This window comes from Streptomyces sp. NPDC026417 (genome assembly GCF_055567695.1).
Window position 1 is genome coordinate 85,193 of record NZ_JBVHPY010000006.1, and the last position, 25,097, is coordinate 110,289.

Annotated in this window: 19 protein-coding genes and 1 pseudogene; 9 read left to right on the forward strand and 11 right to left on the reverse strand. The window is 74.3% G+C overall.

The window, feature by feature from the left end:
- The first annotated feature begins 36 nt into the window (after positions 1-36).
- Positions 37-1,200 (forward strand): exonuclease SbcCD subunit D, encoded by a 1,164-nt coding sequence (locus tag ACZ4NT_RS11735; protein WP_467724939.1) that lies wholly within the window; start codon positions 37-39, stop codon positions 1,198-1,200.
- Positions 1,201-1,339: 139 nt separating this feature from the next.
- A complete protein-coding gene (locus tag ACZ4NT_RS11740) occupies positions 1,340-4,333 on the forward strand; it encodes an AAA family ATPase (protein ID WP_467724941.1) in 2,994 nt (997 codons plus the stop codon).
- Positions 4,334-4,459: 126 nt separating this feature from the next.
- On the opposite strand, the gene ACZ4NT_RS11745 is transcribed toward ACZ4NT_RS11740, so the two are convergent.
- The gene (locus ACZ4NT_RS11745; RefSeq protein WP_121408574.1) at positions 4,460-4,906 is read right to left on the reverse strand and encodes an Lrp/AsnC family transcriptional regulator; all 447 of its coding nucleotides are present in this window, start codon (positions 4,904-4,906) and stop codon (positions 4,460-4,462) included.
- Between the two features lie 159 nt (positions 4,907-5,065).
- Here ACZ4NT_RS11745 and ACZ4NT_RS11750 point away from each other — a divergent pair, with 159 nt between their 5' ends.
- Entirely contained in the window at positions 5,066-5,566 is a 501-nt protein-coding gene (locus ACZ4NT_RS11750) for a rhodanese-like domain-containing protein (RefSeq protein WP_121408573.1), read from the forward strand.
- A 108-nt stretch (positions 5,567-5,674) separates the two neighbouring features.
- Entirely contained in the window at positions 5,675-6,190 is a 516-nt protein-coding gene (locus ACZ4NT_RS11755) for an immunity 21 family protein (RefSeq protein WP_121408572.1), read from the forward strand.
- A gap of 336 nt (positions 6,191-6,526) precedes the next feature.
- Here the strand turns inward: ACZ4NT_RS11755 and ACZ4NT_RS11760 are convergent, their stop codons facing one another.
- Together ACZ4NT_RS11760 and ACZ4NT_RS11765 are read right to left on the reverse strand one after the other, a co-directional pair.
- A complete protein-coding gene (locus tag ACZ4NT_RS11760; protein ID WP_467724943.1) occupies positions 6,527-8,218 on the reverse strand; it encodes a DUF885 domain-containing protein in 1,692 nt (563 codons plus the stop codon).
- A gap of 33 nt (positions 8,219-8,251) precedes the next feature.
- Positions 8,252-8,788, reverse strand: coding sequence for an Lrp/AsnC family transcriptional regulator (locus ACZ4NT_RS11765; RefSeq protein WP_467724945.1), 537 nt, complete (start codon positions 8,786-8,788; stop codon positions 8,252-8,254).
- Positions 8,789-8,847: 59 nt separating this feature from the next.
- Here ACZ4NT_RS11765 and ACZ4NT_RS11770 point away from each other — a divergent pair, with 59 nt between their 5' ends.
- On the forward strand, positions 8,848-10,068 hold the full coding sequence (locus tag ACZ4NT_RS11770) for a trans-sulfuration enzyme family protein (RefSeq protein WP_467724947.1): 1,221 nt from the start codon (positions 8,848-8,850) through the stop codon (positions 10,066-10,068).
- Positions 10,069-10,502: 434 nt separating this feature from the next.
- Here the strand turns inward: ACZ4NT_RS11770 and ACZ4NT_RS11775 are convergent, their stop codons facing one another.
- The 4 genes from ACZ4NT_RS11775 to pdxR all read right to left on the reverse strand — a co-directional run bounded on the left by ACZ4NT_RS11775 (position 10,503) and on the right by pdxR (position 16,933).
- The gene (locus ACZ4NT_RS11775) at positions 10,503-11,957 is read right to left on the reverse strand and encodes a GNAT family N-acetyltransferase (protein WP_467724948.1); all 1,455 of its coding nucleotides are present in this window, start codon (positions 11,955-11,957) and stop codon (positions 10,503-10,505) included.
- 160 nt (positions 11,958-12,117) lie between these two features.
- Positions 12,118-13,257 (reverse strand): hypothetical protein, encoded by a 1,140-nt coding sequence (locus tag ACZ4NT_RS11780; RefSeq protein WP_467724950.1) that lies wholly within the window; start codon positions 13,255-13,257, stop codon positions 12,118-12,120.
- A 448-nt stretch (positions 13,258-13,705) separates the two neighbouring features.
- Positions 13,706-15,292, reverse strand: coding sequence for an alkaline phosphatase D family protein (locus tag ACZ4NT_RS11785; protein WP_467724952.1), 1,587 nt, complete (start codon positions 15,290-15,292; stop codon positions 13,706-13,708).
- 198 nt (positions 15,293-15,490) lie between these two features.
- Positions 15,491-16,933 carry a MocR-like pyridoxine biosynthesis transcription factor PdxR gene (gene pdxR, locus ACZ4NT_RS11790; protein ID WP_121408566.1) on the reverse strand — a complete coding sequence of 481 codons (1,443 nt, stop codon included), beginning with the start codon at positions 16,931-16,933 and terminating at the stop codon, positions 15,491-15,493.
- Between the two features lie 47 nt (positions 16,934-16,980).
- Between pdxR and ACZ4NT_RS11795 the strand changes: the two are divergent.
- Positions 16,981-17,334 (forward strand): annotated as a pseudogene (locus tag ACZ4NT_RS11795) (EamA family transporter); the annotation flags it as partial.
- Between the two features lie 498 nt (positions 17,335-17,832).
- Here ACZ4NT_RS11795 and ACZ4NT_RS11800 read toward each other — a convergent pair.
- A complete protein-coding gene (locus ACZ4NT_RS11800) occupies positions 17,833-18,693 on the reverse strand; it encodes an alpha/beta fold hydrolase (RefSeq protein WP_121408565.1) in 861 nt (286 codons plus the stop codon).
- Between the two features lie 199 nt (positions 18,694-18,892).
- Here ACZ4NT_RS11800 and ACZ4NT_RS11805 point away from each other — a divergent pair, with 199 nt between their 5' ends.
- Complete coding sequence (locus ACZ4NT_RS11805; protein ID WP_121408564.1) at positions 18,893-19,777, forward strand: RNA polymerase sigma-70 factor; 885 nt, start codon at positions 18,893-18,895, stop codon at positions 19,775-19,777.
- 299 nt (positions 19,778-20,076) lie between these two features.
- Positions 20,077-20,838, forward strand: a complete 762-nt coding sequence (locus ACZ4NT_RS11810) for a GntR family transcriptional regulator (protein ID WP_121408563.1) — start codon at positions 20,077-20,079, stop codon at positions 20,836-20,838.
- Between the two features lie 120 nt (positions 20,839-20,958).
- Here the strand turns inward: ACZ4NT_RS11810 and ACZ4NT_RS11815 are convergent, their stop codons facing one another.
- The 3 genes from ACZ4NT_RS11815 to ACZ4NT_RS11825 all read right to left on the reverse strand — a co-directional run bounded on the left by ACZ4NT_RS11815 (position 20,959) and on the right by ACZ4NT_RS11825 (position 24,054).
- Entirely contained in the window at positions 20,959-22,116 is a 1,158-nt protein-coding gene (locus ACZ4NT_RS11815; protein ID WP_121408562.1) for an ROK family protein, read from the reverse strand.
- Positions 22,117-22,216: 100 nt separating this feature from the next.
- Positions 22,217-22,879 (reverse strand): response regulator transcription factor, encoded by a 663-nt coding sequence (locus tag ACZ4NT_RS11820; RefSeq protein ID WP_467724956.1) that lies wholly within the window; start codon positions 22,877-22,879, stop codon positions 22,217-22,219.
- A gap of 14 nt (positions 22,880-22,893) precedes the next feature.
- Complete coding sequence (locus ACZ4NT_RS11825; RefSeq protein WP_121408560.1) at positions 22,894-24,054, reverse strand: histidine kinase; 1,161 nt, start codon at positions 24,052-24,054, stop codon at positions 22,894-22,896.
- A gap of 107 nt (positions 24,055-24,161) precedes the next feature.
- Here ACZ4NT_RS11825 and ACZ4NT_RS11830 point away from each other — a divergent pair, with 107 nt between their 5' ends.
- The gene (locus ACZ4NT_RS11830; protein WP_121408559.1) at positions 24,162-25,097 is read left to right on the forward strand and encodes an ABC transporter ATP-binding protein; all 936 of its coding nucleotides are present in this window, start codon (positions 24,162-24,164) and stop codon (positions 25,095-25,097) included.

Sequence of the window (25,097 nt, forward strand, 5' to 3'; positions counted from 1 at the left end):
CCGTGATGTCCGACCCGCCCGTTAGTCTCGGGGATCATGAGGCTCCTGCACACTTCCGACTGGCATCTCGGCCGGGCGTTCCACCGGGTGAACATGCTCGGTGCCCAGGCCGAGTTCATCGGTCGTCTCGTCGCGACCGTGCGCGAGCGGGGTGTGGACGCGGTGGTCGTGTCCGGTGACGTGTACGACCGCGCGGTGCCTCCGCTGGCCGCCGTCGAGCTCTTCGACGACGCCCTGCACCGCCTCGCCGACCTCGGCGTGCCGACCGTGATGATCTCCGGCAACCACGACTCCGCGCGCCGCCTCGGGGTCGGCGCCGGGCTCATCGGCCGGGCGGGCATCCACCTGCGGACCGACGCCTCGGCCGTCGGCACCCCCGTCGTCCTGCCCGACGCGCACGGGGACGTCGCCTTCTACGGCCTGCCGTATCTGGAGCCCGCCCTCGTGAAGGACGAGTTCGGGGTGGACAGGGCCGGACACGAGGCGGTGCTCGCCGCGGCCATGGACCGGGTCCGCGCCGACCTGGCCACGCGCGCCGAAGGCACCCGCTCCGTCGTCCTCGCGCACGCGTTCGTCACCGGCGGCCGGGTCAGCGACAGCGAGCGGGACATCACCGTGGGCGGGGTGGCGGCCGTCCCCGCGGGAGTCTTCGACGGCGTGGACTACGTGGCGCTCGGTCATCTGCACGGCAGCCAGACGATCACCGAGCGCGTGCGCTACTCGGGCTCCCCGCTGCCCTACTCCTTCTCGGAGGCCGACCACCGCAAGAGCATGTGGCTGGTCGACCTGGGCCGCGGAGGCAGCGTGGAGGCGGAGCGCGTCGACTGCCCGGTGCCGCGGGCGCTCGCCCGGATCCGGGGCGAGCTGGACGACCTGCTGGCCGACCCCGCGCTCGCGCGCCACGAGGACGCGTGGGTCGAGGCGACCCTCACCGACCCGGTGCGCCCCGCCGACCCCATGGCCCGGCTGGCCGAGCGCTTCCCGCACACGCTCAGCCTCGTCTTCGACCCGGAGCGGTCCCCCGAGGACCCGGCGGTGTCGTACGCGCGACGGCTCGCGGGCCGCGGCGAGCAGGAGATCGCCGAGGACTTCGTGGCCCATGTGCGCGGCACGGGACCCGACCCGCACGAGCGGTCCGTCCTGCGCGACGCCTTCGACGCGGTCCGCGCCGACGAGGCCGTCCGGGAAGTCGCCCGGTGACCCGGCACCGTCCGACGGGACCAGGGGATCGCGTGGCACCCTTCCGGCCGGCCGGCGAACGCCGGGGAGCCCGCGGGCGGGCGGACGGCATCACGAGCCGCCCCGCAACCGTCCGCGCCGACGCCGAGGGGGCCACCCGATGAGACTGCACCGGCTCGACATCACCGCCTTCGGGCCCTTCGGCGGCGCACAGCGGGTCGACTTCGACGAGCTGTCCGCCGCGGGACTCTTCCTGCTCCACGGACCCACCGGCGCCGGCAAGACCTCCGTCCTCGACGCCGTCTGCTACGCGCTGTACGGAGCCGTGCCCGGCGCCCGCCAGAGCGGCCAGGGCCTGAGCCTGCGCAGCGACCACGCGGCCCCCGGCACCCGCACCGGGATCACCCTCGAACTCACCGTGGCGGGACGCCGGTTGGAGATCACCCGGCAGCCGCCCTGGGCCCGCCCCAAGAAGCGCGGCTCCGGCACCACCGTCGACAAGGCGCAGAGCTGGCTGCGCGAGTACGACTCCGCTGCGGGCGCCTGGAAGGACCTCAGCCGCTCGCACCAGGAGATCGGCGAGGAGATCACCCAGCTGCTCGGCATGAGCCGCGAGCAGTTCTGCCAGGTCGTCCTGCTGCCCCAGGGGGACTTCGCGCGCTTCCTGCGGGCCGACGCCGAGGCCCGCGGCAAGCTCCTCGGCCGCCTCTTCGACACCCACCGCTTCGCCGAGGTGGAGAAGCGCCTCGCCGAGCGCCGCCGCACGGCCGAGGCGCAGGTGCGCGCCGCCGACACCGAGCTGCTCGCCGACGCGCACCGCATGCACCAGGCGGCGGGGGACGCCGAGGCGCTGCCCGACCTCGCGCCGGGTGACCCCGGCCTTGCCGAGGCCGTGCTGACCTGGGCCGCCGTCGCCCGCAGCACGGCCCGCGAGCGGCTCACCATCGCCCACTGCGCCGGTACGGCCGCGGAGGCCGCGCACACCGACGCCGAGCGCGAACTCGACGGAGCACGTGAACTGGCCCGGCTGCAGCGCAGGTTCGCCGAAGCACGCGAGCGGGCCGACCGCCTGGCGGAGCGCGCCGACGACCACGGCGAGGCACAGGCGCGGATGGAGCGGGCGCGCAAGGCCGAGTCGGTGGCCCCCGCGCTCGACCTGCGCGAGAGCGCCGAGGCCGACCACCGGCGCGCCACCGCGCGGGAGACACGCGCGCGGGAGCAGCTCCCCGAGACGTTCACCGAGGCCGGCGCCGCCGGGCTCGCGGTCGCCGCGCGCAAGGCGGCCGAGGAGCTGGGCGGGCTGGAATCGGCCCGCCGTGCCGAGCGGCGGCTGGCCGAACTCCTCGCGGAGCGCGACGGCCTGGACCGGCAGGAACGCGCCGACGAGGACGTCCTCCAGGACGCCGCGAGCTGGCTGTCCGCGTGGGAGGCCACCCGCGCGGCCCTGCGGACCGACATCGAGAACGCCCAGGAGGCGGCCACCCGCGCCGAGCAACTGGCCGTCCGGCGGGAGTCGGCCCGGCAGCGCGTCGACGCGGCCCGCCAGCGCGACCAGTTCGCCCGCGACACCGACGACGCCCAGGAACAGGCGCTCGCCTCACGGGAACGGGCGACGGCGGCCCGCGCGCACTGGCTGGACCTCAAGGAGCAGCGCCTGAACGGCATCGCCGCCGAGTTGGCGGCGAACCTGACGGACGGGGCCCCCTGCGCCGTCTGCGGAGCGACGGAACACCCCGCCCCCGCGCGGAAGATCGACGGACACGTCGACCGCGAGGCCGAGGAGCGGGCGCTGGCCGCCTACCAGGACGCCGACGAGCGGCGCGCCGAGGACGACCGGCGGCTCGCCCTCGTGCGCGAGGCGCTGGCCGCAGCCACCGCCGAGGCGGGCGACACGCCCACCGGGCAACTCGCGGACCAGCTAGACGAGTTGGAGCGTCTCCACGGCGAGGCACGCGCCGCGGCGTCCGGGCTGCACGGCTCGCGGGAGACGCTAGCCCAGGCCGAGCGCGAGCACGAACGGCGCGTCGCCGCACAGCAGGCGGCCGAGGTGCGGGCCGCTTCCCGCGTGGCCCGCCGCGACGCCCTGGACCGCGAAAGGAGCTCGCTGGAGGAGCAGTTGGCGCACGCGCGGGGGGAGGCCGACAGTGTCGCCGCCCGTTCGGCGCAGCTGGAGCGCCGGGCCGCTCGGCTGACCGAGGCGGCGGACGCGGCGCGCGGTGCCGAAGAGGCGGCCCAGCGGCTCAAGGCGGCGGACGCCCGGCTCGCCGACGCGGCGTTCCGGGCCGGATTCGACACCCCGCGCGCCGCGGCCGCCGCCCTCCTGGACGTCGCCGCCCACCGCGAGCTGCAACACCGGCTCGACGCCTGGCAGTCGGACGAGGCGGCCGTGCGCGCCGTGCTCGCCGAGGCCGACACCTCGGCCGCCGCCCGGCGACCGCCCGTCGACCTGGGCGCCGCCGAGCAGGCCGCCCAGGCCGCGGCCCGCCGCCTCCAGGACGCCGCTTCCGCCCGGGACGCGGCCGCACGGCGCTGCACCGAACTCGACCGGCTCTCCGCGCGCGCGGTCGCGGGCGTGCGCCGCATGGGCCCGCTGCGCGAGGAGTACGACCGGGTGGCCCGGCTGGCCGGTCTCGCCGCGGGCACCTCCGCGGACAACGAGCGCAGGATGCGCCTGGAGTCCTACGTCCTCGCCGCCCGGCTGGAGCAGGTGGCGGCCGCGGCGACCGTGCGGCTGCAGCGGATGTCCTCGGGCCGCTACACCCTCGTCCACTCCGACGACCGCTCCGGCCGCGGCCGCAGCGGGCTGGGTCTGCACGTCGTCGATGCCTGGACCGGCCGTGAGCGCGACACGGCGACGCTCTCCGGGGGCGAGACCTTCTTCGCCTCGCTCGCGCTGGCGCTCGGCCTCGCGGACGTCGTCACGGACGAGGCCGGCGGAGTCCGGCTCGACACCCTCTTCATCGACGAGGGCTTCGGCAGCCTGGACGACCAGACCCTCGACGAGGTCCTGGACGTGCTGGACTCCCTGCGGGAACGCGACCGCAGCGTCGGCATCGTCAGCCATGTCGCGGACCTGCGGCGGCGGATCCACGCCCAGCTGGAGGTCGTGAAGGGGCGGACGGGGTCGGTCGTACGGCAGCGGGGCTCGGGATGACGGCCCGCGCCGCCGGAACCTCCCCGGTCAGCGGCTCGGGATGACGGCCCGCGCCGCCGGAACCTCCCCGGTCAGCGGGGCTCGGGATGACGGCCCGCGCCGCCGGAACCTCCCGGCCAGCGGAGTTCAGCGGCCGAGCGGGCGACGGGGCAGCGGTGAGGAGTAGACGACGCTCGTCGTCACCGAGCCCAGGGCGCCGATCCTGCCCGACACCTCCTCCAGATGGCTCATCGAGCGCGCCGCGACCTTGATGACGAAGCAGTCGTCGCCCGTGACGTGGTGCGCTTCGAGGATCTCGGGCGTCACGGCGACGAGGTCGTGGAAGGGCTTGTAGTTGCCGTTCGGATAGCGGAGCCGGACGAACGCGAGGATCGACAGGCCGAGGCTCTCCGGGTCGACGACGGCCGCGTACCCCTGGATGACGCCCGCCTCCTCCAGCCGGCGCACCCGCTCGGTCACCGCGCTCGCGGACATGGAGACGGCGCGGGCCAGCTCGGCGAAACTCGCGCGGCCCTCGCGCTGCAGGACATCGAGGATGCGCCAGTCGGTGGCATCCGGGGAATACGCGGTCATGTTCGAGAGATAACAGGGAAATCCCCGGTCGATCAAGAGTCACGCCGTGAATCGCCACTTCAGCGCGCAGGGGGACGGACCGTAGATTTCCGGACAGGACGTCCCGTACGGCCGGAGCGGAAGGCACCGGTGCGGCGGGACCGGAAGGAAGGCCCGACCATGACTGCGACCACCGCCGGTACCGGCACCGCGACCGCCACGAACGCCGTTCTGCGCGTCGCCCCCGCGGCTCCGGCCGTGGCCGCCGCCCACTTCGCCGCGAGTCTCGCCTTCCACGCCGACGTGTCCGACGTCGCCTCCGCCCTCGCGGCCGGTGGGGACCCGGGGTTCGTCGTGCTCGACTCCCGCTCCACGGCGTCCTGGGACCAGGGCCACGTGCCCGGTGCGGTCCACCTGCCCACCGCGCTCATCGCCGAGCAGGCGGAACAGCTCCTCGACCGGTCCGTGCCCGTCGTCACGTACTGCTGGGGCCCCGGCTGCAACGGCGCCACCCGCGCCGCCCTGGCCCTCGCCGAACTCGGCTACCGGGTCAAGGAGATGCTCGGCGGCTTCGAGTACTGGGTGCGCGAGGGCTTCGCCTACGAGACCTGGGAGGGGCGCGAGCAGCGGGCCGCCGACGCGCTCACGGCGCCGGTGGATGCCGCGGACTGCGGCTGCTGAGCCGCCCGCCCGTTTTCCCCCCGCCCTGCGGCCGGGCGGAACAGCGGAATTCGGACGGAGCGGGGGAGCGGAAAAGCCCCCACGGAACCCGGCATGTAGCTTCTGCGCATGGCGCGTTACGCGGAACCGGGTGCGGTGGAGTGGGTCGAGTCGGGCGGCGGGCCGCTCATCGCGATACCCGAGGTGGTGCTGCCGTTCTGGTCGGGGGCCGACGGCGACGACATGTCGTCCGACTACGACCGGGCGTGCGACGTCGAGGGGTTCATCGGGCTGGTGCCCGTGGGGGACACCCGGGCCCTGGTGCTCGGGGACGAACCCGCCTCGACGACGTTCCTGCCCCGGCACGGCACCTTCGTACGCTGGTGCGCGGCCGACTCCGAGGCAGAGCTGCTCGCCGGGGTCCCGGCCGCGCTCGACGCGGCGGTGTGGGAGCCGGAGGTCCAGTGGGACGTCCCCGGAGCCGTGCTGCTCTTCGACGCGGCCTGGCCCGGGCGCGTCTCCGAACGGACCGACCACCTGAGAGTCGCCCTGGAACCCGGCCGGTACGGGGTACGGGCGGCCTATGTGGAACCGGGGCCCGAGACGTGGCTGGGCCTCGTCCAACTGCGCCGCCTGACGGCCTGACCGACTGCCACCTGATGCCCGACCGTCGGACACCTGAAGGCCTGACGGGATGCCTCCAGGGTCGCCGACGGACTGCGTGCCCGACGGACTGCGTGCCCGACGGACTGCGTGCCCGACGGACTGCGTGCCCGACGGACTACGTGCCCGACGGACTACGGACGTGGCCGACGGACTACGTGGTCGACGGACTGAGGGGCCGGCCGACGCCGTGTCCGGCCGGCCGAGTGCCGGGTCGTGGACGGGTGCCGGCGGGCCTCATGCGCTCGGGGTCGGCCTCGGTCCGAGGCTGCCGGCCCGCGCTCCCGCCCGGGTCCGGCCGCCTCGGACGACCGCCGACTACAGCTGGGACAGCTCGTCCACCAGGTCGTCCAGGCCCAGCGACCCCTGCGAGAGCGCCGCCATGTGCCAGGCCTTGGCATCGAAGGCGGAGCCGTGCCGCCGCTTCGCGTTCTCCCGGCCCAGCAGCCACGCGCGCTCACCGAGCTTGTATCCGATGGCCTGCCCGGGGATGGACAGATAACGGGTCAGCTCGCTCTCCACGAAGTCCGCCGGACGGCTGCTGTGGGCGCCGAAGAACTCCTGGGCCAGCTCGGGGGTCCAGCGCTCACCCGGGTGGAAGGGCGAGTCGGCCGGGATCTCCAGCTCCAGATGCATGCCGATGTCGACGATCACCCGGGCCGCCCGCATCATCTGCGCGTCCAGGTAGCCCAGTCGGCGTTCCGCGTCGGTGAGGAAGCCCAGCTCGTCCATCAGCCGCTCCGCGTACAGCGCCCAGCCCTCGCAGTTGGCGCTGACGCCGCCGACGGTGGCCTGGTAGCGGGACAGGTCCTCGGCGACGTGCGCCCACTGCGCGAGCTGGAGGTGGTGACCGGGAACGCCCTCGTGGTACCAGGTGGAGACCAGGTCGTACACGGGGAAACGGGTCGCGCCCATCGTCGGCAGCCAGGTCCGCCCCGGGCGCGAGAAGTCCTCGGACGGGGCCGTGTAATAGGGGGCGGCCGCGCCGCCGGGGGGCGCGATCCGGGACTCCACCCGGCGGACCCGCTCGGCGAGCTCGAAGTGGGTGCCGTCCAGGGCGTCGATCGCCTCGTCCATCAGGCCCTGCAGCCAGTCGCGGACCTCGTCGACACCCTCGATGTGCGTACCGTGCTCGTCGAGGTGCGCGAGTGCGGCCCACGGGGTCGCGGCCCCCGGGAGGACCTTCTCGGCCTCCTGCTTCATCTCACCGAGCAGCCGGTGGTACTCGGCCCAGCCGTACGCGTACGCCTCGTCGAGGTCGAGATCCGTGCCGTTGTAGTAGCGCGACCAGCGCGCGTACCGCTCGCGGCCCACCGTGTTCGGCGCACCCTCGATCGTGGGGGCGTACACGTCGCGCATCCAGTCCCGCAGCGACACCAGGGCCGCGGTCGCGGTGCGGGCCGCGGTGTCCAGGTCCGTGCGCAGGGCGTCGGGGCCGGCCGAGACGAAGTCCTCGAACCATCCGCGGCCCCGGCCGTCCGGGTCGGACCACTCGGTGAGCTGGGTGATGAACGTGGCGGTCGGACGCGGACCGCCGTAGAGCTTGCGCTCCAGGCCGAGGGCGAGGGATGCGCGGTAGCCCTCCAGCGCGGTCGGCACCGCGCGCAGCCGCTCGGCGATCGCGGCCCAGTCCTCGTCCGTGTCGGTCGGCATCAGGGAGAAGACCTCGCGCACCGAGTGCGCGGGCGAGCTCAGGTTGCTCACCACCCGCAGGCCCTCGTCGGCGTCGTGGACGGCGAGCTCCGCGGTCAGGCGCTCACGCAGCAAGCGGGCGCAGCGGCGCTCGATGCCGCTGTCCGCGCCCGGCTGCCGCTCGGCCTCGTCGAGCCGCGCGAGCGTCCTGCGTGCCAGCTCCGCCACGGCCTCCTGGCCGGCCGGTGAGGTGTCCGGCAGCCTGGTCGAACTGGCCTTGTCGCCGAGGTAGGTGCCGGTGACCGGGTCGAGGGCGATGAGCTCGTCGACGTATGCGTCGGCGAGCTCGCGGGGCAGCGGGCTCTTGGTGTCTGACATGCGGACAATCCTCATACGAGGACACCGTCCGCGTCAGCCGGATTCCGCTGAGGGCGTGGCCCCTTGTGCCGCATGCGCCGATGTGGTCCCGGACTCGCGCTGCGGGGGCAGCAGCGGGCCGCAGTCCCACTGCTGGAAGATCAGCCGGGTCTCGACGCGGGCCACTTCGCGCCGGGACGTGAACTCGTCGATGACGAGGCGCTGCAGGTCCGTCATGTCCGAGACGGCGACGTGCACGAGGTAGTCGTCGGGGCCCGTGAGGTGAAAGACCGTACGGGACTCCGGCAGTGCGCGGATCCGGTCCACGAACGGGCCGACCAGCTCCCGCCGGTGCGGCCTGACCTGTACGGACAGCAGCGCCTCCAGGCCGCGCCCCAGCTTCGCGGGATCGAGCCGCAGTTGATGGCCGAGTATCACTCCCGCGCGGCGCAGCCGGGTCACCCGGTCCAGGCAGGTGGACGCCGCCACGCCGACCTGGGTGGCGAGATCGCGGTAGGTCGTCCGGGCGTCGTTCTGCAACAGCCGCAGCAGATGAAGATCCACCGGATCCAGTACGACGGTTTCGGCCATGGCCCGAACGTTACACGGGGTTCGCAGCCGGAGGCCCGGGTGGTGTTCAGGCTGGGCCCATGGACTCCGGCACCCCGAACGCGCACCGCGTTCCCGATCCCCGCCCCGCGCCCCGCAAGCCGGCCACCGAGGCCGTGCACGCCGGACGCGACGACCTCGCGCGGCAGGGCCTGCACGCCCCGCCGATCGACCTGTCCACCACCTACCCCTCGTACGACAGCCGGGGCGAGTCCGCCCGGATCGACGCTTTCGCCGCGGACGGCGCCGAACCGGAGGGGCCGCCGGTCTACGGCCGGCTCGGCAACCCGACGGTGGCCCGCTTCGAGACCGCCCTCGCCCGTCTCGAGGGGACCGACAGCGCCGTCGCCTTCGCCAGCGGGATGGCGGCGCTCAGCGCGGTGCTGCTCGTGCGGAACGCGATGGGACTGCGCCATGTCGTGGCCGTGCGTCCGCTGTACGGCTGCAGCGACCATCTGCTGACCGCCGGACTGCTGGGCTCCGAGGTGACCTGGGTCGACCCGGCAGGCATCGCGGACGCGCTGCGGCCGGACACCGGCCTGGTCATGGTGGAGTCACCGGCCAATCCGACGCTCGCCGAAGTCGACCTGAGGGCCGTCGCCCACGCCTGCGGGTCGGTCCCGCTGCTCGTGGACAACACCTTCGCGACACCGGTGCTGCAGCGGCCGGCCGAGCAGGGCGCCCGCCTCGTCCTGCACAGCGCCACCAAGTACCTGGGCGGTCACGGTGACGTCATGGCCGGTGTGGTGGCCTGCGACGAGGAGTTCGCGGGACGGCTGCGGCAGGTGCGGTTCGCGACCGGCGGGGTGCTCCACCCGCTCGCCGGCTACCTGCTGCTGCGGGGCCTGTCGACCCTCCCGGTGCGGGTCCGGGCCGCCTCCGCCAACGCCGCGGAGCTCGTCCGCCGGCTCGGTGCCGATCCGCGGGTCGCCCGGGTGCACTACCCGCGCATCGGTGGCGCCATGGTCGCCTTCGAGGTGGTCGGCGACCCGCACGAGGTCATCGCGGCCGTCCGCCTCATCACGCCCGCCGTCAGTCTCGGCAGCGTGGACACGCTCATCCAGCACCCCGCCTCCATCAGCCACCGCATCGTCGACCCGGCCGACCGCCGCGGGGCGGGCGTCAGCGACCAGTTGCTGCGCCTCTCGGTGGGGCTGGAGGACGTCGACGACCTGTGGGCCGACCTGGACGCCGCCCTGGGACCGCAGGCGGAACTGCGGGGGCCGGTGCGGGACCGCGAGGCGGTGGCGCAGGTGTCCTGACCGGGGGGGAGGGGACAGGCGGGGCGGCGGGTCCGAACGGGGGTGTCGGATCCGCCGCCTCGTCCTGCGCGGCCGGTCACTCCCGGAGGAGGGGGCTTCCGGGGTGAACGGCGACGGGCGGGCGGCCGGTGCGGCCTTGTGCGGTACAGCGGGCGGCGGCCTCGGCGGAGCCGGCCGCAGCGGCGGCCGGCCGGGCTCGACCGGCGGCCGCCTCGAACGGCGAGGACCGGCTTCGGCGATGAGCGGCCGAACGGTGATCGCTGATCGGCTCGAACGGCGACGGCCGGCCGGCCCTCAAGGGTGACCGGCCTGTAGGGCGAACGGCCCGCAAGGTGACCGGCAGACGGCGACCGGCCCGGCGGGATGCGCCGGGCCGGTGCGTGTGCGTGTTCCTCCGCGCAGTCATGGGTGCGGACGGGGCTCTTGGCCGGGGGTCAGTCCCGTGCGGCGGGCCCGCCGGCCAGGTCGCGGTTCTGCTCGTAGGGCAGCGACGCGGCACCGGGGACGGCGTCGAGCCGGGCCGTGATGACGAGGGTGCCCTCCTCGATCTGGTAGTCGAGGGGCAGGTCCAGGGCACGCATCGCGGCGACCATGCCCGTGTTGGACGCCTGGGTGACGGCGTACACGCTCGCGCAGCCGGCCTCGACCGCCATCGCGACCAGCCGGCCGAGGAGTTCACCGCCGATGCCGCGCCGCTGCCAGTCGTCCTCGACGAGCAGCGCGACCTCGGTCTCGTCGCCGTCCCACAGCAGGTGGCCGAGCCCGACGATGCGCCCCGAGGCCGTCTGCACGGCCAGCGTCCGCCCGAAGCGGGGGCTGAGCAGGTGGTTCAGATAGCGGTCGGCGTCGCTCACCGGGCCGTGGTAGCGCATGCTCAGCGTGCGCGGCGAGCACCGCTCGTGCATGGCCTTCGCGGCCTCGTGGTCGGCGGCGTCGGCCCGGCGCACCGTGATGGCGTTGCCCTCGGGCAGGGTCAGTACGTCCATGCTGCGCGGGATGCGCGGTCCGAGCCGCGCATCCAGCTCCACCAGGGCCCGGGCCCGCGCGAACTCGGTCGGCGTGAACGGCAGGTACGGCCTCTCCACCGTGATCACCCCGCCCTCGGGCGCGCGCAGCCGCATCACCGTGTCCTCCAGTGCTCCCTCGACGGGCGCGGTCTCGGCCGCACGGCCGGAGCCCGGGGACTTGGCGGGCAGCGAGCGGATGGTGCAGCGGCCGAGCAGCTGCCGCAGAGCGAGCGGAAGTTCGGCGGCATCCAGGGCGGTACGCGTGGCCAGTCCGAGCATCCGGGTCGGTGCGTCCACCAGATCGTGGGCGTCGGCCCGCTCGATCCACGTCCCGGTGCCGCCCGCCTGGGCGACGGCCCGGGTGAGCTCGGTGCCGGACAGCCCGGCGGGCGCGCGCAGCAGGAACTCGTCCACGGTGCCCTCGGCCAGCGGATGCGTCTGCAGGCTCAGGATGTCGACCTCGTGGCGCGCCAGCGCGGTGCACAGCGCGGCCAGCGAACCGGGCGCGTCCCGCACCGTGGTCCGCACCCGCCACAGGACGGTCGTCTCCGCCTCGGTCCCGGGCGTCGCGGGGGACGGTGCGGGCCCCTCGCCTCCACCGCCCTGCCCGGCCTGCTGCGCTGCGGCGAGCGGCCGGGCACCGGTATCGCCTGTCGGGGGCGCATGGCCGTGGCGCCGTGCCCACCAGGTGTGGAAGCCGGCCGTGGAGACCAGGACGACGGCCGAGATCGCCAGCAGCGCGGGGCCGTCGGGGCCGTGGCCGATCAGGTTGGCCACGGCGTCCGCCACCGCCACGGCCGTGAACAGGGCGGCGAGCTCGACGAGGTCCCGCCGCCAGTGGTGCACAGGACGACCGTGCTTCGCACGCGTCACGTCAGTCATGTCTGGAGTCATGCAGCCACTGTGAAGGAACCGTGTTGCGTGATCACGAACGCTTTGTGACTGATCGGTAAAGTGTCCTCTGTTCTTTTTGTTCCGATTTCCACTAGGGCTCCGGGGAGAACGTGCTCCGACGGGGGAGCCGGCCCGGGGCGCGGGGCCGTCAGCCGGAGGCGAGGAGCGCACCGGCCCCCTCCTCACCCCTCGGGGCCTTCGCCAGAAGCCGTGCGGCACGTGCGCGCAGGCCGGGCGTCAGCCCGTCCGCCGCCTCCGCCAGCCGGTACCGTGCCCGGTCGTCCTCCAGCCGGTCGAAATGGCGCTCCACGAGGGTGAGCGCCCGTTCCTGGACCGCGGAGTCGTGGTGCCGGAACGCCGGAGCCACCTCGGGCAGCAGCTCGGCCGCCGTGGACGGATCGCGCCTGATGACCTTGTTCAGCAGGATGAGCTGCGTGCGCACGAGCTTCTTCTCGTTGCGCGGCAGCACTCCGCCCGACATCTCCGACAGCCGGCGGGGGCTCAGCCCGCCGTCCAGCGCGAGGCCGCCGAGTACGGACTGGGCGTGCGCGGCCACGGCGGACGGCGCCTCGCACACCAGGGCGATCCAGTCGGCGGTGCGCTCCCGCTGTTCGGCGGGGGTGAGGTCCAGTGAGACCAGCAGCCGCAGGAACACCCGGTGGTCCGCGGGCGAGCCGCCCCGCAGCAGCCGGCCCACGCAGGCGTCGACCATGGTCCGCCGGTCCAGCAGGCCCTCCTCGCCCAGCCGGGCCAGCGCCACCGTCCAGCTGTCGGGCCCCTCCCCGTACTGCCACTCCACCCGGGCGCCGATGCCGTCGGTCGTGAAGAGGGCGGGGGCCAGCTCCGTCAGATGCGGGTCCCTGCGCAGCCGGTCGAGGACCGTGTCCCCCCGCTGCCAGACATGGCCGAGATGCCCCATCCAACCCTGCACATAGGCGTCCGTGGTGGGCGCGGCGCATCCGGAGAGCCGGACGAGACCGGCCATCAGCGCGTACGGCACCCCGCAGGCGAGCGGGCGCTGGGCCAGCCGGTGCGTCACATCGGCGAGCCAGGCCGGGTCCCGGTCCCCGAGCACGTCGAGAAGGACGGCGGGCGACGCCTGTGAGAGGCGCAGGTCGGAGGCGGCGAGCCAGGTGGCGGCCGCGGCGGCGCCGGTCTGGCAGGCCGCCCCCGCCGCGTGCAGGGCGGGCTGGGCGCGCCGGGACTCCGCGTTCCACGGCGCCGCTCTCAGCTCCTTGCGGAGCTGTCTCAACCCCGGCAGGCAGGAACGGCGTTCGGTGTCGGTCATCCCGTCCAGGAGACTCACGACCTCAGCCGTCCGCCCCGCCCGCACGGCCTCCATCAGCAAACTCATCGCACGCCCCCGTCGATCGTCGGTCTCCCGGCCCCCATTGTTCGCATGACCGCCGTGCGGGCGCGGGTGGTCCCGGACCGTGAGACCGGTCGCGCCTCCTGCCGCGCCCCACGGGCGAGGCCGCCGAGGACCGAACCGCCGGGTCCTCGTGGGACCGCGGGCGGCGGCGGGACGGGGCGTGCGGAGATCGCGTCATGGGAGAACCGTAGAGGCGACCACTGACAATGACCCCCGCGCCGACGGGAGTTGTGCGCGGGACGGCGGTGCGGCGGTGGGACGCGGCGGCGGTGCCGCGGTGCCACGGAGCGGCGCACCGGGGGATGACTCCGGTGCGCCGCCCATCTCCTCCGAGAGTACGGGAGAGACCCGGATCAGCGGACCCTCACTGCCCGACACGGCCCGGCTGGAGGACCTTCGTGAACAGCACGGTGCCGTCCTGCTCGCGCAGCCGAACCGTCAGTTCGCCGCTGCCGCCGTCGATGTCGACCTCCCCGAAGAACTGGTAGCCGCCGGCAGGGGACACGTTCGACGCGGTCGGTGCCTTCACGAAGACGCGCTCCGGCCCGAACGTGGGGTCCAGCGCGGTGGCCGGGAACGCGCCGGCGTTGAGGGGGCCGGAGACGAACTCCCAGAAGGGCGCGAAGTCGGCGAAGGCGGCCCGCTCCGGCTGGTAGTGCTGGGCCGAGGTGTGGTGGACGTCGGCCGTCAGCCACACGGTGCCGGTGATGCGCCGGTGCTTGATGTGCCGCAGCAGCTCGGCGATCTGCAGTTCCCGTCCGAGCGGCGCCCCCGGGTCGCCCTGGGCCACGGCCTCGATGTTCTTCCTGCCCTCGGTGGTGTCCGGCACGACCAGGCCGAGGGGCATGTCGGAGGCGATCACCTTCCACACCGCTCGCGAACGGGCCAGTTCCCGCTTGAGCCATTCCAGTTGCTCGGCGCCGAGGATGCCCTGGGGGTCGCTGGTCTGGGTGCCCGCGGAGTTGGCGTTGCGGTACGTGCGCATGTCCAGCACGAAGACGTCGAGCAGCGGGCCGTGCCGCACCACGCGGTGCACGCGGCCTTCCCGGGCCCCCGGCCGCAGCGTGGAGACCGGGAAGTACTCGCTGAAGGCGCGGTTGGCACGCGAGGCCAGGACGTCGATGCTCTTCTCCGTGTACCGCGTGTCCGTCGCCGCGATCACCTCGCCCGGATACCAGTTGTTGCGCACCTCGTGGTCGTCCCACTGGACGATGGACGGCACCTGCGCGTTGAAGCGTCTGAGGTGCTCGTCCAGCAGGTTGTAGCGGAAGTTCCCGCGGAACTCGGCCAGCGTCTCGGCGACCTTGGACTTCTCCTCGGTGGTGACGTTCCGCCAGATGCTGCCGTCGGGCAGGGTCGCGGTGGCGGAGATCGGCCCGTCGGCGTAGATGCTGTCACCGCTGCACAGGAAGAAGTCCGGGTCCAGCGCGGCCATGGCGTCGTAGATGCGGTAGCCCCCGCGGTCCGGGTTGATGCCCCAGCCCTGCCCGGCCAGGTCGCCGGACCACAGGAAGCGCACGCCGTCGCGGCGGCCGGCCGGTGCCGTGCGGAAGGTGCCCGTGACGGGCTCGCCGGTGCGCCGCGGGTCGTCGGGGTCGGCGAGCACGACGCGGTAGTGGATCTGCTCGCCCGGCGGCAGCCCGCGCAGCCGCGTCGTACCGGTGAAGTCCGTGTCGGTCCCGAGGAGCGGGCCGTGCCATCTCCGCGGGTTGCGGAAGGACTCGGTGGCCGACGTCTCGACGGTCATGCGGGCGGGCCGGTCGGAACGCACCCACACCAGACCGGAGTTCGCGGTCACGTCGCCGGCCTGGACGCCCCAGCCCGCCTTCGGCCGCCCGGACAGGGCGAATGCCGGTGCCGCGCCGGCCGCGGCCGGCAGGGCCAGCGCCGCCGAGGCGGCGAGGGAGCCGCGCAGGACGCCGCGGCGGCCGGGGAACATTCGGTGTGACATGGATGCGCCTCCAGGGACGGGTTCCGGCCAGTGTGCAGTGCCACACCTACTGGTGCGCCGCAGCGCACACGGAAACCCCAAGTGAACAACTGACCGCACCCGGAGGGGAACCGGTGTGCGAGCACGGTCTCGGGCTGCCCGGAAACGCTCGGCCACGACACCGCGGAGGAACACACGACGGCACCCCGCGGGCGCCGGTCACCCCGCCTCCACGGCCTCTGCCATGATCCGGACGCCCTCGCGGACCCGGGCCGGTGACAGGTGGGCGTAGCCCAGCACCAGCCGCACGCCCCCGTCCTCCGCCGTCCCGTAGTGGGACAGCGGCCGCACCGCGACCCCGGCGGCGGCCATCCGGCGCAGGAAGCGGCCCGGCGGCCCGTACCGGTCCGGGAGTTCGGCGATGGCGTGCAGCCCGGCGGCGACCCCGGACACCTTCGTTCCGGGGAAGTGCTCGTCCAGGGCGGCCACGAGCGTGTCGCGGCGCTCCCGGTAGGCGCGCTGGCAGCGCCGGAGCTGGCGGTCGTAGTCGCCGCGTTCGAGGAACCGAGCCATCAGCGCCTGGTCGATCGCGGGGTGCCCGAGGTCCATGGTGCGTTTGCGCTCGACGACCTCCTCGGCGAGGGAGGCCGGTACGACGAGCCAGCCGAGCCGGAGCCCGGGAGCCAGGGACTTGCTGACGGAGCCGGTGTACGCGACGTGCTCGGGGTCCAGGCCCTGGAGGGCGCCCACCGGTGCACGGTCGTAGCGGAAGTCCCCGTCGTAGTCGTCCTCGACCACCAGGCCGTCCACCGAGCGCGCCCAGTCGAGCAGTTCGGTCCGGCGCCGTGCGGAGTACGCGATGCCCGAGGGGAACTGGTGGGCGGGGGTCGTGACGACCGCCCGTACGCCCGAGTCGTGCAGCGGCCCGGGAGCCAGGCCCTCGTCGTCCAACGGCAGGGCGACGGCCGTGAGTCCGGCCGAGGCGTAGAGGACGCCGTGCTCGGGGCTCCCGGGGTCCTCCACCCCGACGGTGCGTACGCCGCGCGCGTGGAGCACGGATCCGAGGAGGGTCGTCGCCTGCGCCACCCCGGAGACCACGACGACCCGCTCGGGGTCGGCGACCACCCCCCGGCGCCTGGCCAGCAGCTCGGCGAGGGCGGTACGGAGCCGGGGCAGCCCCCTGGGATCGGGGTAGCCCAGTGCGTGGTGGGGCAGTTCGGCGAGGACTCCGCGCTGTGCGGCGGCCCATGCGGAACGCGGGAAGAGCGACAGGTCCGGGGTGCCGGGCAGGAAGTCGGCGCGGGCACCGGGCGAGCGGGGCGCGAGGTCGCGTACCCGCGGGTGGGCGGCCCGCACGGCCCCGCCCACCCAGGTCCCCGCCCCCCGGCCGCTGCGCAGGTACCCCTCCGCGGTCAGCTGCTCGTACGCCTCGGTGACCAGTCCGCGGGACACTCCGAGATCGGCCGCGAGTTCCCGGCTGGGCGGCAGCCGGGTGTCCGGCGCCAGCCGTCCCGAGCGGACGGCCTCGCGCAGGGCCGCCTGGAGCGTGCGGCCACGCGCCCGTGCGGGCGCCGAGGCGGCCGGTACCAGCAGCTCCCAGGCGGCGGCCCACGGCGGCCGCGAGCCGGGACCCCCGTCGCGATTGGTCCCCGATGGTGTCATGGAAGTGGACCTTAAACCGGACCGCCGAACTTCCTAGCGTCACAGGCATGAACGTCACCACCGCCCGCGGGGCGCTGCTCGCCGCCTTCGCCTGCGTCCTCGTCGGAGGCTCCTTCACGGCCAACAGCGTGCTGGGCGGCTACCCGTACGCCGGAGGCCAGTTCCTGCGCTACGCACTGGCCTGTCTGCTGCTGGTGCCCCTGGTCGGACGGGGCGGCTCGGCGCCGCTGCGGCGGCTCACCCCGCGCCGGTGGACGCGGCTCGCCCTGCTCGCGGCGGTCGGCATGGTCGGCTTCAACCTCGCCGTCATCGCCGCCGAGCGCACCGCGGAACCCGCCGTGCCGGGAGTCCTGGTCGGCTGTGCCCCGGTGGTCGTCGCGGTCGTGGTCCCGCTCCTGGACGGGCGTCGGCCCCAACGCCTGGTCCTGTACGGGGCGTTGCTCGTCGCGGCGGGTGCCTGCACGGTCCAGGGGTGGGGCCGTACGGACGGCGCCGGGATCGTGTTCTCGGTGTGCGCGCTCGCCGGTGAGGTCGGTTTCGCGGTCCTCGCCGTGCCGGTGGTACGGCCGCTGGGTCCCCGGCTGCTGTCCGCGACCGTCTGCGGGATCGCCGCCGTCCAGTCGGCGGTGGCCGGGCTGATCGCCGACCGGGGCGCCTGGCTGCGCGTGCCCGACGCCACGGAGACCGCCGCCCTGCTGTGGCAGGCGGTGGTCGTGACCGTCGTCGGCTTCGTCTGCTGGTACATGGGAATGCAGCGGATCGGGGCGGAGCGCGCCACGCTCTTCTCCGGGCTCATCCCCGTCGCGGCCGCCGCCACGGCGCCGCTCGTGGGAACCGGCGCCTACGGTGCCGCCCAGGGCCTCGGCAGCGCTCTGGTGGGCGCCGGAGTCGCGCTGGGATCAGGGGCGTTGACCGCACGCAGGAGTCGTTCGGCGGCTGCCGTCCAGGATGACCCGCGCCACGAGGGCCGGATCGTCGTTCATGGGGACGTGGCCGCAACCGGGCAGCCGGACGAGACGGGCGCGCGGGATGATGTGCTTGGCACGCACCCCCTGACGGCGCACCAGCAGCCGGTCCCGGGTCCCCCAGGCGACCGTGACGGGAACCTCGGGAACGTCGTCCGTGAACCGGACGGAGATGCCGGCCCTGAGGGTGTCGGCGAAGCCCTCGGCGTGGGCCAGGGCGAGCGTCTCGGCGACGACCGCCTCGGGTGACCGGCGGCCGGGCCGCGCGTAGATGCTGCTGGTCAGCACCGTGCGTCCGGCGGCGCTGCGGGAGAGTGCTTCGACCAGGGGCAGCGGGATCCGCCGGGCCGTCTGCCGCATCGCCGTCAGCACCCCGAAGGCGTACCGCCGTTCGGCCTGCGTCCAGAATCCGGCGGGGGACAGCGCCGTGACGGACCGTACGAGTTTGTCGCGGCCGAGTCCCAGGGCCAGCAGGCCGCCGAGGGAGTTGCCCGCCACGTGCGGGCGGTCGAGGTCCAGCGCCTCGCACAGCGCGCTCAGGGCGAGGTTCATCGTGGCCAGGTCGTGCGGGACGCCGGCGGGCAGCGCGGGGGAGGCGCCGAACCCGGGCAGGTCCACGGCTATCACGTCCCGCTCGGCCGCCAGGATGTGGACGACCGGGTCCCAGGCCTGCCGGTGATGGCCGATGCCGTGCAGCAGGAGCAGTGGTTCCCCGCTGCCCACGCGCGCGTAGGACAGGCTCATCGGCCAGGAGCCGTGCGGAGAGGGGACGGTGAAGGAGACCGTGGCGGACATGGTGCTGCTCCTCGCCTGTGACACGCTGACGGGCACGTTCGCAGACAGCCTGTCAGCGATTGCTACCGACGGGTAGCCCCTGTCGCGGGCGAACCGCCGGAAGCAGGCACCCGCCCCGCCCCGCGAGGACCCGCCCCCGAACCGCCGCCCGGGCGATTCTCCCTGGACACGAGCGCACCGGTCGTTGTGGGATGGAGCCGTGGCCATCGACACCGCGACCGACGTCTTCGAAGAGCACCGCCCCGTCCTCATGGGCGTCGCCTACCGCATGCTCGGCAGGGTCGCCGACGCGGAGGACGTGGTGCAGGAGGCCTGGCTGCGCTGGACGGACGCCGACCGCAGCGAGGTGCGCACGCCGCGCGCCTACCTGGTGCGCATCACCACCCGCCTCGCCATCGACCGGCTGCGCCGGGTCCAGACGCGCCACGAGACCTACGTGGGCCCCTGGCTCCCCGAGCCGTACGTCACCGACTTCGGCGACACCGTCCCGGACACCGCCGAGCGGGCCGTGCTCGCCGACTCCGTCTCCCTGGCCGTGCTCGTCGTACTCGAGTCCCTCTCCCCCCTGGAACGCGCCGTGTTCGTGCTCCGGGAGGCGTTCGGATTCCCGTACGCCGAGATCGCCACCACCCTGGACCGCAGCGAGTCGGCCGTGCGCCAGCTGGCCGGCCGGGCGCGCAGGCACGTCGAGGAGCGGCGGCCCCGCTACGAGGTCGACCCGGCCGAACGCCGCGCACTGACCGAGCGGTTCCTCGCCGCCGCGGTCGAGGGCGATCTCGAAGGGCTCATGAACCTGCTGGCCCCCGAGGTCCGGCTGGTGGGCGACAGCGGCGGGCTGTCCAAGGCGCCGGTGCGCGTCATCGAGTCCGCCGACAAGGTGGGCCGCTTCCTGTACGGGGTGGCACGCCAGGGGGTGCCGGACGCGACCTTCCGCGCGGTGGAGCTCAACGGCGGGGCCGCCTTCCTCGTCCTGTCCGGCGACAAGGTCGACACCGCCTTCCAACTGGACGTCGTGGACGGCCGGATCCGGTGCGTCTACATCATGCGCAACCCGGAGAAGCTGCTCTCCCTCTCACCCCACTAGTCACACCGCTCACAGCGGTCTCTTGAGGCCTCCGCCGTCCCGGCGGGGGCCTCGACGGTGTGCGTCGGCCCCCGAGCGGCGGCCCCGCGCCCGCGCCCCCGCGTATGTGTCCCCGACCTCTCCCGGCGCGAACGCCGTATGAACGCTGCGCGGCAAGACGCCTGTGCAATGCCCATGGATCGAGGATTGGTCTTGACCAAGGGTGGGGCCCGTCCTATGGTCGCAAGGGTTAGTGCAGGAACCTTTAATAAACAAGGGCGCTAAAACGCCGCCGGGCCACGGCGATTGCGGAGGACAGGGTGGGGACCACGCAGCTGGAAACGGTGCCGGAGCCGAAGTACTGGCATCTCAAGACCGTGCTCAGTGAGGCACTCGACTCCGAGTTCTCGGTGGGTGAGATCCTGCCCAACGAGCGTGACCTCGCGGCCCGCTTCGGCGTCGCCCGTGCCACGCTCCGCCAGGCCCTGGAGCAGCTGGAGCTGGAAGGCCGGCTGCAGCGCCGCCGCGGAGTGGGCACCACGGTCGCCCCGCCGCGCGTGGGCGTCGCCGTCGGCTCCGAGCAGCACACCTGGCCGGGCGCCGCCGGCGACGACTGGCAGCCCGCGGACTGCACGGTGGCCGTACCTCCCGGGCCGGTCGCCGCCATGCTGGACACGGACCGCGGCGAGGCCGTGCACACCGTGCGCCGCTCCCGCGTGACGCACGGGCAGCCGGTCGCCGCCGAACTGCTCTACGTCCCGGCCTCCTCGGTGCCGGACCTCACCTCCATCGACGCACCCTCGGGGCCCGCACGCGCGCGTGCGGTGCTGCGCGAGCTGCAGCGGCTGGGGCTGGAGGGCCAGGACCGTGCGGTGGAACTCGGCTCGGCCCGCGCGGACGACGCCAAGGAGCTCGACCGCCTCCCCGGGGCGCCCGTCCTCGTCGTCACGACGCGGTTCTTCGCCGGAGGCCGCACCGTCGCCGTCTCGCTGGCCACCTACCGCGCCGACACCTGCCGGCTGACCTTCGGGGACTCCGGCGGCGTGGAGATCCACCACGACCCGGAGCGCCGCGCCTCCTGAACCCCGCGACCCGCCAGCCGCACGCGCACGCCCCGGACCGTTCCCGGGGCGTGCCGCGCGTCCGGCCGAGGGCCGGGTGCCGGCGGCCTCCGGCTGCGCCCGTCCGGCGCCGCGGGCCCGTCAGCGGCGCGCCGTGACCGTCCCCTCCACCGCGAACAGCTGCTCCTCCACATGGTCGAGGGCGAGCCGCAGCGCGCCCGTCGCGACCGCCGCCTCGCCCAGCAGGGACAGCGCCACCTTCGGCGGCCGCAGGCAGTAACGCGCCAACTCCCGCCGCAGCGGCTCCAGCACGCCGTCCAGGCCGGCGGCCCAGCCGCCGATGACGACCAGTTCCGGGTCGAGCGCGAGCACCAGCGCGGCCACGTCGTGCACCAGGCGCTGGATGAAACGGTCGACGGCGGCGCGGGCCCGTTGGTCGCCCTGCCGCGCCAGCGCGAAGACGTCCGCGACCGCCTGCTCGTCGAGGGGGTGCAGGGGCTCGTCCGTCGTCGACAGCAGCGTCTCCGGCGTCGCGCCCCGGCCCAGCAGGTGCAGCGCCCCGATCTCCCCGGCGGCGCCGCCGTAACCCCGGTGCAGCCGCCCGCCGATCAGCGCTCCGGCGCCCGGGCTCAGCCCGGCCAGCACGAACACGATGTCGTCGGACTCCGTCGCGGAGCCCTTCCAGTGCTCGGCGACCGCCGCCGCGTTGGCGTCGTTCTCGACCAGCACCGGACACTTGAAGGAGCGGCTGAGCCGCTCGCCGAGCCGCAGCCCGGTCCACTCCGGCAGCGCGGTGCCCAGACGTACGGTGCCGTCCGCCTCCACGATCCCCGGGCTGCCCACACCCACCGCCCGCAGGGAACCGCGCGCGACGCCCGCCCGGCGCAGCAGCTCGGCGACCGCACCCCGCAGTCGTTCGAGCCGCTCGTCCGCCGGCGCGGTCTCCTCGACGTCCTTCGCGATCGCACCCAGAACCCGGCCGTCCAGATCGGCGAGCAGCGCGGCGACCCGGTGCGGTCCGATCTCCAGGCCCAGCAGGTGCCCCGCCTCGGCCCGGAACCTGAACCGTCTGGCGGGCCGCCCCTGGCGCCTCGCCGTACTCTCGTCGGCCGCCTTCTCGACGACGAGCCCGCCCTCGATCAGCCCCTCGACGACGCCCTCGACCGTCGGCCGGGACAACCCGGTCACCCGGGTGATCTCGGTCAGGGTCGCGCAGTCCGTGGCACGCAGCGCGTGCAGCACCACCGCGGAATTGATCCTTCGCAGCAGAGAGGGGTCCCCGCCGGTCAACCGCCCCAACGTCTTTCCTCCCAGCTCGCGCGCGTGTTGGCCGGATCGTACTCGGCGCGGCGGACTCCGGCGAGTGCCGGGCACCCCCCAGGTCACCGGCGGGCCCGTTTCAGCCGGGAGACACGAACCCCGACTCGTACGCGGTGATGACCGCCTGCGTGCGGTCCCGAGCCCCCAGTTTGGCCAGTACGGCGCTGACGTGGGACTTGACCGTCTCCGTCCCGACGATCAGCCTGGCCGCGATCTCAGCGTTCGACAGACCCCGGGCCATCAGGCGCAGCACCTCCGACTCCCGCTCCGTCAGCGTGGCCCGGTCCAGCAGCGCGCGCGCCGCGGGGTTCCCGCCGCGGTCGCCGTAGTCGGCGGCCAACTGCCGTACCGAGGCGGGGAAGAGCAGCGACTCGCCCTCGGCGACGAGCCGCACCGCGTGCACGATCTCGGCGGGCCGCGCCCGCTTCAGCAGGAATCCGTCGGCACCGGCACGCAGCGCCTCGTAGACGTACTCGTCGTTCTCGAATGTGGTGATCACCAGGATCTTCGGGGGATCGGCCACAGTCCTCAGCACCGCACGGGTGGCCTCGATGCCGTCCAGCAGCGGCATGCGCACATCCATGGCGACGACATCGGGCCGCAGTTGCCGGACCAGCGGGATCACCGCCGCGCCGTCGGCCGCCTCCCCCACGACCTCGATGTCGGACTGCGCCTCCAGGACGGCACGCAGCCCGGCACGCACCAGGGGTTCGTCGTCGACAAGCAGCACGGTGACCGGCACCGGGCCAGCCTAGATCAGTGCACGGGCAGCTCCACGTGCACCCGCCACTCACCCTCGTCGGGGCCGGTGCGGGCGCGACCGCCGAGCAGCGCCGCCCGCTCGCGGATGCCGCGCAGCCCGCTGCCCCGGCCCGGTCCGGGCACGGCCGCCGGCAGCGGATTGCGCACCTCCAGACGGAGAGTGCCGTCGGCGACCGCGATCCCGACCCTGACCGGTACGGCTCCCGCGTGCCGGAGCACGTTCGTCAGCGACTCCTGGAGGATCCGGTACCCCTCGCGGGAGACCGGTCCCGGCACGCTCTCCACGGGACCCGTCACCTCGACGTCGACCTTCGCGCCCGAGGTGCGGGCGGATTCCAGCAGCCGGTCCGCGTCCGCCAGGGTGGGCCGGCTGCCCACGGGTCTCTCCGCCTCGCGCAGCACCCCCAGCACCCGCTCCAGGTCCTCCAGGGCCGCTCGCCCGGTGTCCTCGATCGCCCCCAGAGCCCGGTCGGTGAACGCCGGATCGCCGGCCGCCCGCGCCGCGCCCGCCTGCACGACGGCCACCGTCAGCGCGTGCCCGATCGAGTCGTGCAGCTCACGGGCGATGCGGTTGCGCTCCAGGAGCTGCTCGGTGCGCTCCTCCAGGGCGGCGAGCCGCTCCCCGGGGGAGGGCCCGAGGAGGCGGCGGGCGAGTGCCGTGGCGAGCTCACCGAGGCCGACGACCGCCCCGTACAGGGCGAGCAGCGGGAGCGGCACGAGCAGGACGTACGCCCAGTGCGGCGAGACCGTCAGCAGGGGGTAGTGCACGGGCGCGTCACCGAACGCGGTCCGGAACAGGTCGACGGCGAGCACCGGCAGCCATACGGAGGACGCCGCGGCCGCCACCCCGAGGGCCATCCGCACCTCCAGCCAGAGCACGGTCCGCAGCCGGTCCCGCCAGGAGGCCGAGGCGGTGACGGAGATCGCCGCGTCCCCGCCGTCCCGTCCGTCGGGCAGGAGCATCAGCCGGGCCTGCACCCCCTCGCCCACCCGCACGGACGGGATGAGCCCCAGCGGGACCAGCAGCGCGGCGGGGACCCAGGGATTCGCCATGTCGATGAACAGCCAGACGCTGACGAACAGCACCGGCACCCACAGGTGCAGCAGGCGGGTGTACGTCGTCCCCCGCGACAGCGGGCGCAGAAAGCGGACCATCGCGTCATCGTGCCAGGCGGCACCGACAGCGGTCCTCCCCCGGGCGGGGGAGACGCTCTCCACCGGCGGGGGATCAACCGGGACGGCCCGGCGGCCAGGCTGAGGCCATGACCAGCATCGACGTACATGAGCTCACCAAGGAGTACGGCGGCAGGCGTGCCGTGGACGACCTCACCTTCCGCGTGCTCCCCGGCCGGGTCACCGGTTTCCTCGGCCCCAACGGCGCCGGGAAGTCCACCACGATGCGGCTCGTGCTCGGCCTGGACCGGCCGACGTCCGGGACCGCCACGATCGGCGGCCGGGCCTACGCCTCGCTGCGCGAACCCCTGCGCCGGGTGGGCGCCCTGCTCGACGCGCGGGCTCCGCACGACGCACGGACGGCCCGGGACCATCTCCGGGTGCTCGCCGCGAGCAACCGCATCCCCGAACGCCGGGTGGACGAGGTGCTGGAGGAGACCGGCCTCACCTCGGTCGCGCGGCGCCGGGTGAAGACGTACTCCCTGGGCATGCGGCAACGGCTGGGCATCGCGGCCGCACTGCTCGGCGACCCGCCGGTGGTGCTCCTGGACGAGCCGTCCAACGGTCTCGACCCCGAAGGCATCATCTGGATCCGCGAGTTGCTGCGGCGACTGGCCCGGGAGGGCCGCACCGTCCTCGTGTCCAGTCACCTGATGAACGAGACGGCGTCCTTCGCCGACCACCTGGTGGTCCTCGGCCGCGGGCGGCTGCTGGCGGACACCGCCATGCGGGAGTTCATCCACGCACGCGTGCAGCCCCGGGTGCACGTGCGCACCACGGACGGTGCGGCGCTGACCGCCCTGCTCGCGCGGCACGGTTACGAGGCCGTCGAGGGCGAGGACGGACGGTGGACCGTCCCGGACGCCCGCGTGGCGGACATCGGGCACCTCACCTCGGGCGCGGGGCTGCCCGTCCTCGAACTGGCGCCGGTGGAGGCCACCCTGGAGCAGGCCTACCTCGATCTGACCGCGACAGCCACCGAGTTCACCACCGCCCCGTCCCCGACGCAGCCCCTGGAGGCATGA

Excerpts from the sequence above, each read along its gene's own strand:
- ACZ4NT_RS11745 (WP_121408574.1), bottom strand. The coding sequence starts at position 4,906 with ATGACCGCGTATTCCCCGGATGCCACCGACTGGCGCATCCTCGATGTC.
- ACZ4NT_RS11830 (WP_121408559.1), top strand. The coding sequence starts at position 24,162 with ATGACCAGCATCGACGTACATGAGCTCACCAAGGAGTACGGCGGCAGG.
- ACZ4NT_RS11775 (WP_467724948.1), bottom strand. The coding sequence starts at position 11,957 with ATGACTGACGTGACGCGTGCGAAGCACGGTCGTCCTGTGCACCACTGG.
- ACZ4NT_RS11770 (WP_467724947.1), top strand. The coding sequence starts at position 8,848 with ATGGACTCCGGCACCCCGAACGCGCACCGCGTTCCCGATCCCCGCCCC.
- ACZ4NT_RS11750 (WP_121408573.1), top strand. The coding sequence starts at position 5,066 with ATGACTGCGACCACCGCCGGTACCGGCACCGCGACCGCCACGAACGCC.
- ACZ4NT_RS11800 (WP_121408565.1), bottom strand. The coding sequence starts at position 18,693 with ATGTCCGCCACGGTCTCCTTCACCGTCCCCTCTCCGCACGGCTCCTGG.
- ACZ4NT_RS11780 (WP_467724950.1), bottom strand. The coding sequence starts at position 13,257 with ATGACCGACACCGAACGCCGTTCCTGCCTGCCGGGGTTGAGACAGCTC.
- ACZ4NT_RS11755 (WP_121408572.1), top strand. The coding sequence starts at position 5,675 with ATGGCGCGTTACGCGGAACCGGGTGCGGTGGAGTGGGTCGAGTCGGGC.
- ACZ4NT_RS11765 (WP_467724945.1), bottom strand. The coding sequence starts at position 8,788 with ATGGCCGAAACCGTCGTACTGGATCCGGTGGATCTTCATCTGCTGCGG.
- ACZ4NT_RS11825 (WP_121408560.1), bottom strand. The coding sequence starts at position 24,054 with ATGGTCCGCTTTCTGCGCCCGCTGTCGCGGGGGACGACGTACACCCGC.
- ACZ4NT_RS11760 (WP_467724943.1), bottom strand. The coding sequence starts at position 8,218 with ATGTCAGACACCAAGAGCCCGCTGCCCCGCGAGCTCGCCGACGCATAC.
- ACZ4NT_RS11735 (WP_467724939.1), top strand. The coding sequence starts at position 37 with ATGAGGCTCCTGCACACTTCCGACTGGCATCTCGGCCGGGCGTTCCAC.
- ACZ4NT_RS11740 (WP_467724941.1), top strand. The coding sequence starts at position 1,340 with ATGAGACTGCACCGGCTCGACATCACCGCCTTCGGGCCCTTCGGCGGC.
- pdxR (WP_121408566.1), bottom strand. The coding sequence starts at position 16,933 with ATGACACCATCGGGGACCAATCGCGACGGGGGTCCCGGCTCGCGGCCG.
- ACZ4NT_RS11785 (WP_467724952.1), bottom strand. The coding sequence starts at position 15,292 with ATGTCACACCGAATGTTCCCCGGCCGCCGCGGCGTCCTGCGCGGCTCC.